We start from the raw sequence: 18,027 nt of genomic DNA on the forward strand, positions 1-18,027 counted from the left end.
TATACATGGGACAAAAGGTAGTTTTAGTTATAACAGATGGCATAGGTTACAGTGATAAAGAAGCTTATAATGCCTTCGTGCATGCTAAAAAGCCAAACTATGACTACCTTTTTAAACATGTCCCAAACTCATTAGTTAGCACGCACGGTCTAAGTGTAGGGCTTCCAAGCGGGCAAATGGGTAATAGTGAAGTAGGACATATGTGCATAGGAAGTGGGCGCGTGCTTTATCAAGACCTAGTTAGGATAACTAAGGCACTAGATAGCGGAGAGCTTTCTCAAAGCGAAGTTTTAAAAGACTTTTTAGAGCCACTAGATTCCCTTCATATCTGTGGTCTTTTAAGCGATGGTGGTGTGCACTCCCATATCTCTCATCTTAAAGGTCTTCTTAATATCATCAAAGACAAAAAGATATATCTACATCTAATAACTGATGGCAGGGATACTAAGCCTTTAAAAGCACTAGAATTTATAAAAGAGATGGAATCTTTTTTAGATGATAGAGTAAAGATAGCTACTATTATAGGGCGCTTTTATGCCATGGATAGGGATAATAGATGGGATAGAGTAGAGCTAGCTTATAAGAGTATAGTTGAAGGTGCTAATAAAACTTTTTTAACTCCAAGTGAGTATGTAAAAGCCTCTTTTGAAAATGAGATCTTAGATGAGTTTATAGAGCCTGCTAGCTTTTTTGACTATGAAGGATTTAATAAAAATGATGGCTTTTTGTTTTTTAACTATAGAAGTGATAGAGCAAGAGAGCTTGTTGGGGCTATAGGACTAAAAGAGTTTTCTCACTTTAAAAGAGATAGAGGAAGCTTTAAAACACTTTGTATGTGTGAGTATGATGAAAACTTTAACTTTCCCATCCTTTTCCCAAAACAAAAAGTCAAAGATACTTTAGCTGAGATAGTAAGCAAGCATGGATTAAAACAAGCCCATATCGCTGAGACTGAAAAGTACGCGCATGTGACTTTTTTCCTAAATGGAGGAGTTGAAAGTGCTTTTCTTGGTGAAGAGCGATTTTTGGTTGCAAGTCCTAATGTTAAAACTTATGATTTAAAACCAGAGATGAGTGCTTATGAAGTTAAAGATAAAGTTATAGATTCCATGCAAAAAGGCTTTGATTTTATCGTAGTAAACTTTGCTAATGGCGATATGGTAGGACACACTGGCAACTATGAAGCAGCTATCAGTGCAGTTGAAGTGGTAGATAAGTGTATAGGCGAGATATTTAAAGAGAGTGAAAAGCTTGATTATGCCTTTGTTATGACTAGTGATCATGGTAACTGTGAGGCTATGAAGGATGAAAACTTAAAGCCTTTAACCAATCACACAGTAGGCGATGTCTTTTTATTTATAAACGCAAAAGGTGTTAGCAAGGTAGAAAATGGCGCACTAGATAACATAGCCCCAAGTGTACTTAAAATCATGGGATTACCTATAGACCCTAAAATGAGTAAGCCTTTGATATAAGATTTAAAGCTGGGTTGTGTGGCTATAGGTACCTTATAGCTACTTAATGGCTTTATATATCAGTGCTTACTTGTAATAAAAAAGTAGCATTTAAAGCTAGACTTACTTAAAAACTAGCTTTTATATCTTAAAGTATGTTTTCAAAGCTTCCATGATGCTTGTGTCATCTCTACCTTCTGCGGTGACTAAGATGCTATTGGTATCACTTTTTAAAACTATACTACTAGCGTTATTACCTATATAGTTTATACCTTGCTTTTTAGCTTCAAGCTTAATCCTCATAAGATCTAAAAACTGCAAAGTATTAGAATCAAGCCTCCCAAAACGCTCTTCTATTTCCATTTCTATATTATCTATATCAGCTTTGGTGCTTGCAAGGCTTAGTCTTTGATATAAGTCTAGTCTTAGTCTATCTTGCTCTATTAAAGTAGGGCTTAAGTAGGCGTTAATGCCAAGTTTTATATCTAGTTTACTGTCTTTATCACTAAGCTTGTTTTTAGAGTGCTTTACGCTTTCTATACACTCTTTTAAGAGACTTGAGTACAGCCCAAAACCAACTTGCTTGATATGTCCGCTTTGCTCTTTGCCTAGTAAGTTCCCTCCACCTCTTATCTCTAAGTCTTGATTAGCTAAGGCTGCTCCACTTCCAAGATAAGAGTTTTTTTCCATAGCCAGTAGTCTTTTATTAGCATCTTCATTTAAGTCATCCTCACTTAAAAGATAGCAAAAACTAAAGACATTACCCCGTCCTACTCTGCCTCGAAGCTGATGGAGGTCAGCTAGGCCAAAAGTTTTGGCATTATCTATGATTATCGTGTTTGCGTTAGGAAAGTGAAGGCCACTTTCTACTATTGAGGTGCTTAAAAGGATGTCATATTTTTTCTGCATAAAATCAAGCATGCCAGCTTCTAGCTCCTTAGGTGAGACTTTAGAGTGCAAGCTTAGTATCTTTACATCAGGCAAGAGTGTTTGCAAGTGAGAGTGCACAGCAGGCATCTTTTCTATGTTGTTATAGATATAAAATACTTGCCCACCACGCCTTAGCTCACGGTTTATAACTTCTTTTAAGAGGCTATCGCTTTTTAGTTTAACAAAGGTCTTGCTTGGTGCTTTGTAGCTTGGGGGAGTTTTAAGGTAGCTTAAAGACTTAAGATTAGAAAATGCCATATGAAGTGTTCTAGGGATAGGAGTAGCTGACATGCTAAGCATGTGTATATGGCTTCCTTTTTGTTTTAAAAGCTCTTTTTGCTTAACGCCAAACTTATGCTCTTCATCAACTATGATAAGGCCAAGATTTTCTATCTCTACATTAAAGATAGCCTGTGTTCCTATAAGGCAAATAGGCTCTTTTTTGGCTATGCACTCTAAGATTAGATCTTTTTCTTTTTTGGTTGTATTAGAATCTAGTCTAAAAACTAGCTCATCTCCTAAACCTTCTTTTTTAAGCCTTTCTTTTACTGAGTTAAAGTGCTGATAGCTTAGTAAGGTAGTGGGGACTAGGAGGATAGAAGAGTAGTTATTAAGCAAGGCTAGCTTTATAAGACTTAGTGCTATCTCAGTTTTTCCAAAACCTACATCTCCGTTTAAAAGCCTATCCATAACTTTTCCACTACCTAGGTCTTCTAAACAGTCTTTTAGACAAGCTTCTTGATCTGGGGTTAGTATAAAGCTTCTTTTAGCATTAAACATATCCCAAGCAAGCTTTTTTTGCTCTGTATCAAGTAAGAACTTTGGCGCTTCTATCAAGGCTCTTTTAGCTTGAAGGTCTATTATCTCACCTGCCATGTGCATAAGGTCTTGTTTTACTTTTTGCTTTATAGCAGTAAGTCTCATCTTGCCTAGTCTATCAAGCTTTATGTTTTCTTGGGCTATGTAGCGCTCAATCATATTTAGATTATAAATTGGTAGTAGTAAAAACTCTTCTTTATCATATTCGATATTTAAGACATCTTGCACACCACCTTGAAGCTTTATCTGCTTTATGCCACGAAAACGCCCTATGCCATAGTCTTGGTGTAGAACATAGTCATCTGGCTTTATGGAATCTAGGCTTAAAGTGCTTCTAGCTTTAAAGTTTCTTTTATGTTCTTTTAAAAGTGAGACTACGCAGTGTTCTTTGCTATAGATATTAACTACTAAACTTCTTAACATGTAGTTAGTCTCTTCTAAGTCATTAGCCTTTAAAGAAGCAAGTGTTGGGGTTAATATATCAAAGCTTTTTTGGCGTGCTAAAAAGTCTTTTAGATTCTTATAATCTGGAGTAAAGTCAGTATAAGCTTTAGCATCACTTAAGATATAAAAGCTTTCTATCTTTTTAGTTTCACTTTCTATATCTAAAAGGTCTTTGTACTCTTTGAAGGCCTCTTTTGTCCATAGACTTTTAAGCTCTTTTATTAGATCTAGCCCGCCTAGGTTTTCTAACTCCCAAAAGCACTTGCTTTTATAGTCTAAGTCAAACTCCTCATACTTTAAAGAATCACTTAAATCTAAGTTGGCATTAAAAAGGGCAGGGTAGATATCTATACTATCTATCTCATCTTTTAAAGAAAGCTGGGTTGTTTGATCAAAGTATCTAATACTTTCTATCATGTCGTCATAAAAGAGGATTCTAATAGGCAGTTTTGTATCAGGTATATAGATATCTAGTATATCCCCACGCAGGCTAAACTCACCTTCTAGCTCTATGATATCCACACTTTCATAGCCAAAGTCTAAAAGCTTAAGCTGTAAGTCTTCGATGTTTAAGATATCACTAAGGCTTACTTTAAAGCTATCAAGGTGTTTTGGGCTTGGCATGTAATTAAGTAGGGTTTGAAAAGGCGATATAAGGATAGAAGATTCCATATCGCTATAAAACTTAGTTAGCTGGGTTATACACTCTCTTATCTCTTCATAAAAGCTACTTAGTCTATCTCCAAAGTGAAGCCTTATATCTGGCAAGGTGTAAAAGTGTTTTATACCAAGGCTATGTTTTAGGTTTGCATACTCTAAAGTATCCCTTACTTTTAAAACTTCGAAGGGAGCACATAAGATTAGCCTTGGCTTAAAGTGCTTAGAATCTAGCTTTGTAGTAGTGCTATCTTTTGGGTAATTGTTATCTTTGTTGTCTTTTTGATTTTGGTGTGTTAAAACAGTGAGGTTGGTTATAAATTCATAAACTTCACTTTGGATGTTAGAACTCATACTTTAAAGTTTATTTGCCTGCTATCTTTTTGCTAGCATCTTCTAGCTTTTTGCCATCATCTAGCAGCTTGGTTGCATTGCCATTTTTGCTTTCACCTATGAAGGTTCCTTTTCTTTCTATTACTAGCTCTTCAGTAAGTATCATGCCTTCAAAGCGACCATGTGACATTATCTCTATAGTTTTAGATTCTGAAGTACCTATAAACTTCCCACTGACAATTAGCTTTTGTGCGTAAATCTCACCTCTTGCTATACCGCCTTTGCCTATCATGACCGTATTTTTAGACTTTAAGATTCCATCAAACTCACCATCTATATGTAAGTGGCAATCTGTATCTATATCACCTTTTATCCTAGTGCCAGCAGCTATGATAGTGGCGGCTCCTGCGACTTTGTCATTAATCGGTTTATTATCACTAGTAAAGATTGCCATGCTATGTTCCTCTCTTTTGTAAAAATATCATCAAAGTTTCCTAGATCCCATCTTATAAAACCTATAGGATTTATAGGCTTTCCTAAGAATCTTATCTCATAGTGGAGGTGGGGACCAGTGCTTGCTCCAGTAGTTCCACTATAAGCTATAGTCTGCCCTTTTTTTACAAACTCCCCAGCCTGTACTAAAACCTTGCTAAGATGGGCGTAATAAGTCCTAAAACCAAAACTATGAGATATTTTTACTAATTTTCCATAACCGCCATTATAACCATTATTTGCGTAATCCACCACGCCATCAGCACTAGCATAAACGGGCGTTCCTACCTTTGTAGCTAGGTCAATACCTGCGTGGAATCTTAGTATATGCAAGATTGGATGCATCCTCATGCCAAAGGGAGCAGAGATGCGGCTATAGTGCTCTAAAGGCACTCCATTGGGGATTAGCTTAAGTAAGAAGACCTTCTGTAAGGCTGTGATTTGTGCTGTATCTATCCTATTAACTAAACTAAAATCAGTGCCTTCTATATTGTCCATATTTTCTAACTGAGAATCTTTTGGTATACCAAGCCTATCTTCTAAATCCTCTATCTTTTCGCCAACTAGTATAGTTTCTTCTTTCTTTTGTTCTATTTCATTATTCAAGTCAGCATTTTGATTTTGCATCCTTACATATTCCATAGAGATAAAAGAGTTTTTATGTCTTATCTCTCTTATCTCGCTATTTATAACTGTGATGCTTACATAAGCAAAGATGGTTAGGGTGATAAGAGTTAAGATGACATACATAATAATATGTCTAAAAACCATGCTTACATTGATGTACCTGCTGCCATTTTTATCAGTTATCATGATAACTAGGCGTTTATCAAACTTCATTACTTAGCTTCGCTTTTAGTTTTATGAGGTTTGTCTTCTTTAGATTCTATGGTTTGGCTTTTTTTAGAATCTATTTTATTTGTTTTAGAATCTATTTGGCTTTCTTTAGATGTTGGCTTTGTGTTTTGCAAGGCTTCTTTTACATAGTGCGTGCTAATAGCTTTTAGTTTTAATATATCATCCATAGCCCAAAGTAAGCTTTGAAAGTCTATGATGGAGTTATCATCTGCAGTAAATATAGAAGAGAAGTTTTCTGCATTCCAGTCTATGAAAGAGAGGTTATCAAGCCCTCTACTTAAAAATCTCACTTCATAGTAGAGGCTTATCACATTAGGATTAGCACTAGGGGTGCTATAGCCTATGATCTGACCTTTGCTTACAAACTGACCTCTTTTAACTGTTATGCTACTTAAGTGGGCATAGGCTGAGCTAAAGCCTGAGGTGTGCACTAGCCTTATGATGTTCCCATAGCCATAGCGGTAGTTTTTTCTTACAAACTCTACTAATCCATCAGCAGTTGCAAAAACTGGCTCTTTTTCTTTAGTGTAGTAGTCATAGCCTTTATTAGTGACATTACCTACTTGATAGTCACTAGATTTTATACTTTGGTCTTTTTGTCTTTTATGGGAAGTCTCTTGCATCTTTGTGTATCTTTCTAATGGGGAGCCATTAGGTATGATTTGAAGCATGAGTGCTTTTTGAGGCTTAGTTATAGAATCTAGTTTTATGCTTTTTCGTTCAGCGTCATCTTTACTAAAGTGTCTTATGTTTACAACGCTTTGTAAGTCGTTAATCTTATTATTAATTATTTCTAGTTCATTAGCCTTATCTTGGATGTTGCTTTTTAGAATCTCATTTTGCTCATAGATTTGATGATACTCGCCTAAGGCATCTATCCTTTTAGATTCTATGTCTTCTAGCTTAGAGATGATATTTGCCATTAAAAAGTAACCAAGAATTAAGATGATGATAAAGATGATGCTTCCATAGATTATTATCTTATGGAGAAACTTAGTAACTGAAAACTGCTTACTACCGTTTTCATCAACTATAGTTATCATCAGATTATCTTGCATGGGCGTTTAACTCCTACTATCTTGTATCTTTTTGCCTTTTTTATTTACAAAGCCTACTACTCTAGCAGGATTCCCAAAGGCTAAGGCAAAAGGTGGTATGTCTTTAGTTACCACACTTCCAGCACCAACTACTGCATATTTTCCAATCTTTGCTGGGGCTATAAGTGTAGTATTAGCACCAACTGAAGCACCTTTTTTAACAACTATCTTCTTATAGATATAGTTTTGACCATTACAGTTACTAGGATTACTGGCATTTGCAAAGACTACGCCTGAGCCTATAAAGACATTATCTTTTAAGACTACTCCTTCATAAAGTATGGTGTTATTAGCCATGGTTACATTATCTCCCAAAGTGGCACTTCCAATCATACATCCTTGTCCTATGTAGCAGTTTTTTCCAATCTTAGCCTTACTTGTTATGTGACAAAAGTGCCCTATATCACAGCCTTCACCAATAATCGCACCTTCATCTATACAAGAACTTTCATGTGCTTTATACATACCTTACCTTACTCCTTTGCTTTTAGCCATGTTTATTACGCCTCTAAGGCTTTTTTTATGATATGTCCATAAAGCAAAACTTCCACTAAAAAGCTATCATGCCCATAATTAGATTCTATAATCTCTAACTTGCAATCTTTTTTCAGGGCTTTTAACTCTTCATATAAGATCTCATGCTCTTTTAGAGTAAACATATAATCTCCAGTAAAGCAAATTAGCAAGATTTTATTTTGTACTCTTGAAAGTGCGCTTTGCAAACTATCAAAATGTAAGCTTACATCATAAATATTAAGAGCCTTTAATAGATAAAGATAACTTAGCGGGTCAAAGTACTTAGTGAAGTTTTGACCGTTATACTCTAGATATCTATCTATCTCAAAGCGGCCAAACATGTCATAGTAGCCTTCATTACTAACATACTTTCTTCCAAACTTAGCTTCCATGGTATGAGAAGATAGATACTGAGTAAAGCCAAGCATACGTGCAGTTTCAAGACCCTTAAACTCTGGCTTATCTTTCATGTTATAAAGTCCGTTTTTAAACTCAGGATCTAAAAAGATGGCTTCTTTCATGACTTTATTAAGCGCTATAACCATAGGCGAGGTTTTATAAGTACAAGATATAGGGATAAAAAGCTTAGCTGTGCGAGGATACTCAACTGCATAGCTTAAAGTCTGCATCCCCCCCATAGAGCCGCCAATAACTGCGTGTAAGGTCTTTATCTGCAAAGAGGCTATAAGGGTGTTTATAGCTTTTATCATATCTTGTATGGTTATGACTGGAAACTTGAATCTATAAAAGTTTTCATTATCAAACATAAGGCTTGCAGGCCCAGTTGAGCCATAGCATGAGCCTAAGACATTAACACAGATGACAAAAAACTTAGTTGTATCTATACTTTTAGCTTCACCTATCATGGAATCCCACCAGCCTTTTTTTCTATCTCCGGGATAGATTCCAGCTGCGTGATGTGAGCCAGTTAAGGCGTGCATAACAAGTACTGCGTTAGTTTTGTCTTTATTTAGCGTGCCATAAGTTTCATAGACTAGGTCATAAGGGTCTATTATCCTTCCGCTATCTAGGTAGAGTGGATTTTGAAAGTGGGCTTTTTTAGTGACTAGGTTTAAGTTGTTAGGAGTTTGCATTAAAACTTAAACTCATAGTTAAAACTAAGTCTTGGTTTATATTCAAAGTTTTTAGAAAAAACTGCAGCAAGTGAGACTGCATTTTTATCATTCATCTCATAAAAAAGTCCACCTTGAAAACGTAGACCTTGGCTTATAGGACCAGTGAAAAAAGGAGTTATATCTAAGGCTTCATTTATGCGTTCAAACCCAACACCTCCAAAGGGATAAAGTTTAAACTTATAAGCCCCTATATAAAAGAGGGCATCTACTCCTGCCATCTTATAAGAGTTAGTAAAGTCACCAACAGGGATAAACCCTAGACCATAGCCTAGTTCTATCTTAACTCCCATAGCCATGTTTATACTTGGGAGGTTAAGCCTTTGGTCTAGACCAATTGCGGCTTGTATGATGGGTAGGGGTAAAAACTTCTGCTCGTCAAAATAAGAGCCCGGAGGTATGCCATTTTTTAACTTTAAAGAAGCGTCATTTTTTAAAAGACCAACAGAGCCTCCAGCTTGCACATAAAATCTTGTGCTTGCATAAGAGACACTAAAAGATAGCAGCACTAAGGCTGCTAAGGTTTTAATGTAGTTATATTTATGTATTCTATTCTTCTTTTTCACTATCGTCAAAATCTTCTTTGTCTTTGGAATCTTGTTCTGATATATTATCATGATCATGGAGACTGTTGGAAAGAGATTCTATGTTGTTGTGAAGTTTGTAGACCTTATTTTTAACACGTATTAAAAGTCCAGTTTCTATTAACTGTTTAAAAGTTTTTACAATAGTTGGCTTACTTACATTTAGCTTTTCCATGATATCTTCATAGCTTCCATAAAAAACTTTATCTTTATCACAGTTATCTAATAAGAACTTTATGATATCTATCTTTCTACCACCTATAAAGGCTGCTATGACGTTGATTAGTAAGTTTTTGTACTCTATCTCCATGGCTTGAAGCTTAGGAGTAAGGACTTTTTTCATAGTGTAAAGCACTTCTACCATATCTAGTGGTTTTAATATATAGCCATCACACCTTAACTTTATAGCTTTAAGTAAGTATTCTGAGTTCAAAAACGCAGTAGTTATTAAAACTGGAGTTGCAGGCTTATCGCTAGCTCTGATGTCTTCTAAAAGCTCTATACCGCTTTTATAAGGCATGATGATATCTGTTATTACTATATCTATCTTTTGAGAGTTGAAGATGTTAAAAGCTTCTAGTCCATCTCTTGCTACAAGCAGTGTTCCTGCGTAGTCTTCTAAAATCTCTATGCTAAGGTTTCTAGTATCGTTATCATCTTCAGCATAAAGTATGGTTAGATCTTTTAAAGAATCATAATCACTTGGTGATAAATCCTTATTCTTCATTGTTTGTCCTTTAAGCTTTAGTTTGTAATTTTGGTTTATTAGTTTTTAAATATTTGTAAGCCATGTAGACTATGGAGATAATTAATATTATCTTTGCTTCGAAAGTCACTTGCTTTAAAGAAAGCACAAAATGCATACTACCTAGCACAAAGGCCATCTGGAAGAGTGGGGACACTTTTATAAATACCTTAGTAAAGCTAAATATGAAAAGTATAAGGAATATTATGAGTGCTATTAATCCTATTAGGAGATAGCCTCTATCCCATAGCTCAGCAACTATATTTCCAAACAGTAGGTGTTGCTGTAAGATGATATAAGGCAGTATGTGCAATACAGCATAGACGAAAGCTCCTATGCCTGCTATTTTGTTGATGAATTTAAAAAGACTAAGTGTTATGAGGCTGATTAGAGGCTTAGCTATAAGGCTAATAATCATTAAGAATAAACATAGATAGATACTGATATCACCTAGAGAATGTATGAGGTACTTGTCAATAACCGCCATTCCTGCTGCCTGATATAAAATATAAATTAAAGGGATAAATAAAATAATTACTAGTATCACTCTAATTAAATAAAAACCAAATTTTCTCAATGCCACCATCCTCCAAAAGACAGATTCTCATAAAGATTTATTTCTTTATCGTGTATAGCTAGTGCATCTATGCAGAAGCTAGTGTCAAGATCCTTTTCTTGTAGGTACAATAAAGCAGACTTAGTAACTCTTGTCATCTTTGCCCTAGAAAATTTTCTATAAGGGTCAGTTTTACTGTACTTCACCTCAATGAAGTGCAAAACACCGTCCCTTGAAGCAATTATATCTATCTCACCATATCTTGTATAGTAATTAGATTCTATGATTTTAAAGCCTTTGGTCTCCAAGAATGCCTTGCCAACGGCTTCAAAATGGAGTCCGATCTCAAAACTCATGTTTATTTTTTACTCATATCCAGCCCCATATTTGGGGTTATGGTGAAAGTTGGACTGAAATTGGTTGCGTGAAAATTTACTATTTTGTATCTTCTAGCATAGTATTTCATGATGATCTTTTGAAAATAGGGCTCTAAAGAGGGCATAAACCATGCATTATTGCTAGTTGTTACCATGTATTTGCCAACTTTTTCATAGCTTTTTGGTGTGGTAGCTTCATAGCAGATAGCATTATCAAAGCTAAGTCCTTGAACTTTAAAGCTTTTAAATTCACTTCCTGCACTAAAAGAACCCATATTAAGATGTCTATAAAGTGGTCCTAATATAAAAGTAAAAGGAAGTCTTTCTCCAAAAGGCACTAGCTCTACTTTATCTATATACTTTACTTCTCCTCTATTAAATATAAATGTTGTGTTGTATACATCCTTGCCCTGTGACCTTAAAGCGCCAGTTACTATAGCTATCTTAGTGCTTAAATTTTTAAGCGTCCCTTCAAGTGGGGATTCATTAAGTATAAAAGGAAAGGCACTTTCTGGGAGGATTATAAGATCTTTTTTCTCATTTATAGCTTGATCTATTTTTTCTAAGTTTTCTTTTGCGATAGTTGGGAAGTTATTTGGATTGTCCTTATAGGTTTGGTTGTAATTAAGCTTAGCTAGTTTTATATCAAGGTTTGGAAACTTGAAATCTGGGTTACTAAACTGCATGCTATAGAGGATAAAAACCATAGCTATAACAGAAGATAGCCAGTCTTTATTTTTTAAAAGTATGACTGCGACACTTAAAACTATCATAGCTATTATAGTTGGCTCAAAGATAGTATAAGCACTAAAAAATTTTACATCAAACCAGTTAAAGCTTAGTGGATGTATAAGCCCTAGTATGAGAAGGGCTACTATCCTAATGATAGGGTTTTTAAACCAAAGTAGGAAGTAAAAAAGCACAGCTACGTAGATTCCAAGGGCTATGATAACTATAGGCATGGCATAGCCTAGGTTAAAAAATCTCAAGCTTAAAGCTATCCAGTAAAGGCCAAGCACGCCTGTAAAAAAGCCAAAAGAGATTCTATAAACTCTAGGACTTAGTAAAAAAACTCCTAAGCTTAGCAAGTAAAAAAGCCCTAGTGCCCATTCAAAAAAAGGAAAGTAGCCAAAGTAGGTATAAAGATAAAAAGGTATAAGAAGAAAAAAGACTATAAGAACTAAGATTCTATAATCTAACTTTTTTTTATAAAAAGAGTAGGCTATAAAAACTATAAAGGCTATTACTCCTATTAGTATAAAGACTTCTAAGTAAAGATGTGGATGAAGATAGGAGTATAAAGTAGGATATATTTGCTTATCATCTAGTATTTCTAGTAGTGAAAAAACAAAAAGTGGCAGCCAAAATATAAAGGCAAAAACTAGCCCTACAACTAAGTTTATAAGTATGTTTAGACTTTTATACTTAGTTATATTAAATGCATTTTTATCATTTCTTTTTACATAGAGCTTAAAACTTGCCATCTTTAAAATCTTTATCTTTTAGTTATTAACATTATCTTTAAGCCTCTTTTTCGGCTTTTAAGACTTTGCTTTCTAGCTTGGAATCCATTTTTATAGATGAACTTAGAATCCTAAGTGCTTCTTTTGTGCCTTTTCTTAGGGAGTTTACTTCTAAGATTTGCTTATGAATCTTAGTCTTATTGCTTTCTTGTTCATCTTTTAGCATGGTTTCTAGCATATGTGAGTGCATATTTTTAGAAGGGATCTTATCTAAGATTTCTTTTAAGTCTGCTGGAAGCTGCGTTTTTAGCAAGCTAAAAACATAGTCTATATCTATAGTTAACTTTTCTATTTTCTGACCTTCTCTAAGGGCTGTTTTTAAAGCCTTTAGTTGCTCTTCTATGATATAGATGACATTTTGTACCATTAAAACTTGTGTGGCTTTTAACCAAGACTTAACTTCCAAAAGCCTTTGATAAGAAGCTGTATTTAAGTCATTTAGAATCTTTTCATAGTTTTGAGTTAGGTTTTTATAAACGCTTAAGTTAAACTCTTGAAGGCTAAAAAAACTATCCATACTTATATAGCTTGGCCTTTTTTGTAAGATTAAAAGGTGGCCTTGTTGTATCCATTCATCTACTCCATCTTGAAGTGGCACTAGGCTTTTTTCCACTGAGGCGTGAGATTCTAAGCTTGCAGTATCTATCTTTGAAAGCACTAGCTTATAGTTTCTTACGACTATAGATCTTTCATCTGCTAGCTCGTTTAAGATGTCTTTTTTGTTGATCTTATAAGTATCTAAAATCTTGTCATTAAAGCGTGCAAAAAAGCCACCATTATAGTTTTTTAGTCTTATAGTTATTGGTATTAGGTTATCAACTATTGCCTTGGCTATGCTTTTTAGGTAGTTTTCTATAGCTATAGATATGTCACTATAAAGGGTTATGGCAAACTGGCTTGAAAGATTTATATTATCAGTGATTATTACGTCGCTTTCTTTTTTGTGAAGGATGTAAAGTTTTTGATAGTGGTTTTGCAAAACTTTATAGTTATCACTTATTATCTTCATCTTGTCATAGAGGGCTTTTAGAATCTTTTCTTCTTTGTTAAGCTTAGCATTTTGTGAAAGCTTGGCTATGCTTTCTTTTATGTCTGCTAGCTTGTTAACTTGGAAGTTTTTACCTGCTTCTTTTTTTATATCTTCTTTTTTATTTGTTTCTTTAGAGGCTTCTTTAGCAGATTCTAAGACTTGCAAAAGGCTATTTTTAGCTTCATCAAGGGCAGTTTTTATATCTTCTATCTTATTGTGCTCATCTCCTTTATAGCTTTGATAGAGGGCACAAAACTCTGAAAAACTCTTGGATATATCTAACTTTTTATCAAGCTTTAGCTCTTTAAAAAGCTCTAGTAGACCTACTTCTAGAACCTGTAAGCCTTTATAGTTTTTATTAATACTGGCTTTTTTTTGGGATATCTTTTCTAAAAGCTCTTTTTCACCATCTGACTTATTAGTAGTTAGTATGCAAATACTTGGCTTTTTTTTAACTAGCTTGCCTAGTTCTAAGTTTTCTTTTAAAGCACAGTCCATGCCCTGTAGCCAAAGTAGGATATCGCTATCTTTGCACTCCTTATCAAAGCTCCCACTACTTTTTATTAGCTCATAATCTTTTAAGAACTCATGTTCTAAAAATACCTCTATATATTCAGCATTGCTAATTTGCGTTTTAGTTGCTTTATAAGGGTTTATATGTACTTTTTTATCTTTATATACAGCATAAACATTACTTATAGTGTCATGTTTTATAACTATTTTTTTACTAGCAAAAAGCGGGCTTAAAGGAAGTAAGGCTTGGTTTATAAGACAGTTTATAAATAAAAGCTTATTATTAGAATCTTCTCCAATGATAGAGATTTTAAGGCACTCTTTTCCTTGCTCTTTTAAGACTTTAAAGATGTTTTTTAGCTCTAAAGTTGGATGAAACTTTGGATTATTGATTATCTTTTCTACTCGTCTTATCTCGCCTGCAGTGCTACTATCTTCTAAAAATAAATCATGATATAAACCATCATACTCTTTTATAAACTTTTGCAGTAGGGTCATTTGTGCTCCAGGTTTATCTCATTTAACTCTTTTATAAAAGGCTTTAATGAAGCCTCTAAGTTTTGACCTTCATCTTTTGTGCTGGCATCTTTAAAAAAACTTATATAAGTTGCATTTAATATACTTACTATAAATCTTGCTTCAGATTCAAAGCGTTCTATTTGCTTAGAAAAGCTTAAGTCCATGTTTTTTTCTAAGATCAAAAAGTAGTATTCAAAGTATTCTTTTACTTTTTTTATAATCTCGCCATCTTTTAGCTCTTGCCAAGGTATATTATCAGGGAGTAACTCATCTAATCTAAAGGCAAACCTATCAGCGATTATTATACTTTTTGAGGTTTGGCTTTCATAGCTTATTATGCTTTGTATTTGCTCTTCTGCAAGGGTTAAAATCTTTTTGTGAGTAGGGCTTAGGGCAAATTTACTAGCTAGTGACCTAAGGGTAGTTTTAAACTCATTAAAGCTTATATTATTTAAGAAGTGATCTGTAAGTATGTCCATAAGCCCTTGTAAGCTTACTTTTATGCTTTCTATACTTGAAGTTTTAAGCCTTGCTGTGTTAAACGCAGTGCCTCTTCTTTTTGAGAGGGCAAAGTTAAGCGAAGAGATAAACTGCGAATAGAGATTTTCTTTAAGATTTTTTAGCGAAGTGTGAAAGCTAGAGTATCTTGAAGGCAAGGTCTTTGTCGCTGTAAGGATGTTTGCACTCATAGAATCTAGATTCTTTTTAAGTACTTTTATATCAGCTTCACTTGGCAAAGTAAGGGCTTTAGGATTTTTGATATAGCCTTTTAGTAGCTCTAGAATCTGCTTTAAAAACTGCACTTCATAGTTACTTATATCAGCATTGACTAAAGAGTTAAAAAGCTCACTTTCAAGCTTTAAGATTCCACTAGTGTTAATATCAAAGCCCTCTTTCATACTTATATTTTTACTTCTTAACTCATAAGCTATATTGATAGTGATGAAGTGAAAGGAGAGTTTTTTTAAGACTTTAGCTTTTTTAGTTTTAGGTATAAAAAGTTTAGAATCTATCCTTTCTAAAAATCTATCAAGCTTACGCTTCATGCTTTGTGAGCTTAGGTTTGCTTTATCTATCTTAGTAAAGACTATATAGACTTGCTTGATTGTCGCTTTTTGGATTATGTCTAAGACGTATTTTATATCTTGTAAGTTTTCTTCTAGGGAGCTTATAAGATAGATTATAACTTCAGAGTTTTCTATATAGCTATCAACTTGCAAGTGCCTTAGCGTGTTAGTTGGCAAAGAAGGAAGCATGTTTATACTGGCTATTTTTAAAAAAGGATGTTCGCAATAAATATTTATATGATCTAAAACACTAGTCCTACCATCTTTGCTATTTGCTAAGTCTTCTAAGTCTTCAAAACTTATAGTTTTAGTTGCACCATCTTCGTTTGTATCAAACTTTTTTAGTCTGCTGACATAGTCTTTATTAGGTGAAAGGCTTAAGGTTTCAATTTGCTCTTTCAAAAGATACTTTACAGTTATATCTTTTTTACCACTTTTATAAAGAGTGGGTACTACTGGATTAATATGGGCTTTTACATAGTCAAAAAGAAGCAAAGGTATAAGTGAAGACTTGCCACTATCTTTTCTACCTAAAACGCTAACTTGCTGCAAACACTCTATCTTACTAAACTTTATACTTTCACTAAAAGGAAGCCTTGCAAGTATGTTTTTAAGTGTTTGAATATTTTCTAATAAGTTTTCATAACTACTTGCTTGGTAGTTAAAACCACTTAGGCTTAAAGTCTCATTTTTAGTAACTTTAGCTTTAGTCTTTTTAGTCTTATAAGCATCAAATACGGCTATGATACATCTTTCATCATGAAAGGTTATAAGCCCTTTTTTTCTTAAAAGCTTTATCTCACCAAGCACGGCTTTTAGGTCTTTTTGGTCCATGTAGTGAAGGAGGCTTGCTTGCAAGATCTGTAAAAAGATAAAGCCTAAACTTCCAAGTGAGTTAAAGTTAGAATCTACTTTTAAGCAGAGATTATTAAAAATACTTATCTTGCTAAATATTTCGTAATTTTGCTGATTGCAAGCTAAAAAGAGGGCACAGATATCTATTCTATCTTTGTCTTTTAATAGGGTATCTATGACCTCTTTAGGAAAGAGGTAGATGATGTTTACATTTGTATAAAAGAGATCACAAAAGATGCTAGCAGGCTCATTCATAGATTCTAAAGGCAAGAGTTTTATCCTCTTGCTTAGTGCTACTTGCTGGCTTTTGTGTTTTTGCATATCTTTCCTAGCGGTACATTTTGATTCTGAAGGCAAAGGATATCAGATTTAGTACTAAAAGTACGAAAAAGAGGATACTGACTGCCCAAAAAGAGTAACTTTCATAGATGAAGGTTGGGATGATAGAGCCTATGAAACCACCTGTATAGTAGAAAGTTAGATAAAGACCATTTACAACAGCCCTTTTATTACTTCCTAATGTATTTATAGTTGAGCTTAGTACTGAGTGGATGATAAAGCCACCTATACATACTAACACCATAGCAGCTATTAGGTTATAGAAGTTTGAGTTATACATCATAGCTACAGCTATTATCATAACGACAAAGCCAAACATAACAGCCTTAGCGCGCCCTTTGAAAAGTCTAACGATATTACTTGAATAAAAGCTTACTATCATACCTACTACATAACCTAGATATAGTAAAGAAATCTGTGCTTGAGTGACGTGAGATGAGCCATGTTCTGCAACAAAAGGTATAAGTGTAAGAGTACCTTGGAAGACAAAAAACATCCCAAAAGTACCTATTAGTATCCACATATATCTCATATCTCCTAAGAAAGGTAGCACTTCTTTAGGTTTGATTTTAGGGCCTTGACTTTTAAAGCTTGGAAGTTTGAAAGATAGCAAAAGACCAACTATTAAAAACAAAGCTAAGATTCCAAAGGCTATCTCCCACGACCATATATCAGTAAAGACACTGCTTAGTATCCTTCCTATAAGCCCTCCAGCTATGGTTGAAGTAACATAGATTCCGACATTTTTACCCATGTCTTTTTCACTTGCTTCAAGGCGTGTTAGCATGGCTAAAAGTGAAGTCTGTATGGCTGGGAAGAATAGAGCTTGTATAAATCTAACAACTACAAAAACATAGTAGTTAAGTATAAAAATCTGAACTATTTGTATTATTATGACTATTGATAGTGAAAAGATTAGCACTGTTTTTGCATTTGCGTTTTCTAAGATATATCCATAGATTATAGGGGCAAAGGCCATAGGTAAAAGTGTTGTTCCAACTATGATAGAGGCTTGATAGCTAGTGATGTGAAGGCTAGTCATTAAAGCACCTTGGATAGGTTGGGGAGCATATATTAGGGCGATGGTAGTGATAGCTAAATACATGATTGAGTACTTCATATACGAGTTCACTGTTTTTCCTTTATGGTGATAGTTTTTAAAGCCTGACTTAAGGCGTAAGTTTAG

15 protein-coding genes are annotated in these 18,027 nt (G+C 34.3%); 1 reads left to right on the top strand and 14 read right to left on the bottom strand.

Annotated features, from left to right (window positions below):
- Window positions 1–5: 5 nt before the first annotated feature.
- Window positions 6–1,475, top strand: coding sequence for a 2,3-bisphosphoglycerate-independent phosphoglycerate mutase (gene gpmI, locus BKH40_RS00240; RefSeq protein ID WP_095275779.1), 1,470 nt, complete (start codon window positions 6–8; stop codon window positions 1,473–1,475).
- 120 nt (window positions 1,476–1,595) lie between these two features.
- On the opposite strand, the gene BKH40_RS00245 is transcribed toward gpmI, so the two are convergent.
- Genes BKH40_RS00245 through BKH40_RS00310 form a run of 14 tightly spaced genes read right to left on the bottom strand, consistent with a single transcriptional unit; the run spans window position 1,596 to window position 17,973 of the window.
- Window positions 1,596–4,658, bottom strand: a complete 3,063-nt coding sequence (locus BKH40_RS00245; RefSeq protein ID WP_095275780.1) for a helicase-related protein — start codon at window positions 4,656–4,658, stop codon at window positions 1,596–1,598.
- Window positions 4,659–4,668: 10 nt separating this feature from the next.
- Window positions 4,669–5,091 (bottom strand): polymer-forming cytoskeletal protein, encoded by a 423-nt coding sequence (locus BKH40_RS00250; RefSeq protein ID WP_095275781.1) that lies wholly within the window; start codon window positions 5,089–5,091, stop codon window positions 4,669–4,671.
- Window positions 5,025–5,969, bottom strand: a complete 945-nt coding sequence (locus tag BKH40_RS00255) for a M23 family metallopeptidase (RefSeq protein ID WP_095275782.1) — start codon at window positions 5,967–5,969, stop codon at window positions 5,025–5,027. The genes BKH40_RS00250 and BKH40_RS00255 overlap by 67 nt, the downstream gene beginning before the upstream one ends.
- Window positions 5,969–7,045 carry a M23 family metallopeptidase gene (locus BKH40_RS00260; RefSeq protein ID WP_095275784.1) on the bottom strand — a complete coding sequence of 359 codons (1,077 nt, stop codon included), beginning with the start codon at window positions 7,043–7,045 and terminating at the stop codon, window positions 5,969–5,971. Before BKH40_RS00260 ends, BKH40_RS00255 begins: the two co-directional genes overlap by 1 nt.
- A 6-nt stretch (window positions 7,046–7,051) precedes the next feature.
- Window positions 7,052–7,549 (bottom strand): acyltransferase, encoded by a 498-nt coding sequence (locus tag BKH40_RS00265; protein ID WP_095275786.1) that lies wholly within the window; start codon window positions 7,547–7,549, stop codon window positions 7,052–7,054.
- A gap of 35 nt (window positions 7,550–7,584) precedes the next feature.
- Entirely contained in the window at window positions 7,585–8,694 is a 1,110-nt protein-coding gene (locus tag BKH40_RS00270; RefSeq protein ID WP_095275787.1) for a homoserine O-acetyltransferase, read from the bottom strand.
- Window positions 8,694–9,299 carry a hypothetical protein gene (locus tag BKH40_RS00275; RefSeq protein ID WP_180675035.1) on the bottom strand — a complete coding sequence of 202 codons (606 nt, stop codon included), beginning with the start codon at window positions 9,297–9,299 and terminating at the stop codon, window positions 8,694–8,696. Before BKH40_RS00275 ends, BKH40_RS00270 begins: the two co-directional genes overlap by 1 nt.
- Window positions 9,283–10,044, bottom strand: coding sequence for a response regulator (locus BKH40_RS00280; RefSeq protein ID WP_095275791.1), 762 nt, complete (start codon window positions 10,042–10,044; stop codon window positions 9,283–9,285). The genes BKH40_RS00275 and BKH40_RS00280 overlap by 17 nt, the downstream gene beginning before the upstream one ends.
- Window positions 10,045–10,054: 10 nt before the next feature.
- A complete protein-coding gene (locus BKH40_RS00285; protein WP_095275792.1) occupies window positions 10,055–10,639 on the bottom strand; it encodes a ferric reductase-like transmembrane domain-containing protein in 585 nt (194 codons plus the stop codon).
- Window positions 10,636–10,974 carry a YraN family protein gene (locus BKH40_RS00290; RefSeq protein ID WP_095275794.1) on the bottom strand — a complete coding sequence of 113 codons (339 nt, stop codon included), beginning with the start codon at window positions 10,972–10,974 and terminating at the stop codon, window positions 10,636–10,638. The genes BKH40_RS00285 and BKH40_RS00290 overlap by 4 nt, the downstream gene beginning before the upstream one ends.
- A 2-nt stretch (window positions 10,975–10,976) precedes the next feature.
- Window positions 10,977–12,479, bottom strand: a complete 1,503-nt coding sequence (gene lnt, locus BKH40_RS00295; protein WP_095275795.1) for an apolipoprotein N-acyltransferase — start codon at window positions 12,477–12,479, stop codon at window positions 10,977–10,979.
- Between the two features lie 37 nt (window positions 12,480–12,516).
- Complete coding sequence (locus BKH40_RS00300; protein WP_095275797.1) at window positions 12,517–14,559, bottom strand: hypothetical protein; 2,043 nt, start codon at window positions 14,557–14,559, stop codon at window positions 12,517–12,519.
- Window positions 14,556–16,823, bottom strand: a complete 2,268-nt coding sequence (locus tag BKH40_RS00305; protein WP_095275798.1) for a hypothetical protein — start codon at window positions 16,821–16,823, stop codon at window positions 14,556–14,558. Before BKH40_RS00305 ends, BKH40_RS00300 begins: the two co-directional genes overlap by 4 nt.
- Before the next feature lie 7 nt (window positions 16,824–16,830).
- The gene (locus BKH40_RS00310) at window positions 16,831–17,973 is read right to left on the bottom strand and encodes an MFS transporter (RefSeq protein ID WP_143428435.1); all 1,143 of its coding nucleotides are present in this window, start codon (window positions 17,971–17,973) and stop codon (window positions 16,831–16,833) included.
- Between the last annotated feature and the right edge of the window lie 54 nt (window positions 17,974–18,027).

The sequence above is a fragment of the Helicobacter sp. 11S02629-2 genome, assembly GCF_002272875.1.
Classification (GTDB): Bacteria; Campylobacterota; Campylobacteria; order Campylobacterales; family Helicobacteraceae; genus Helicobacter_I.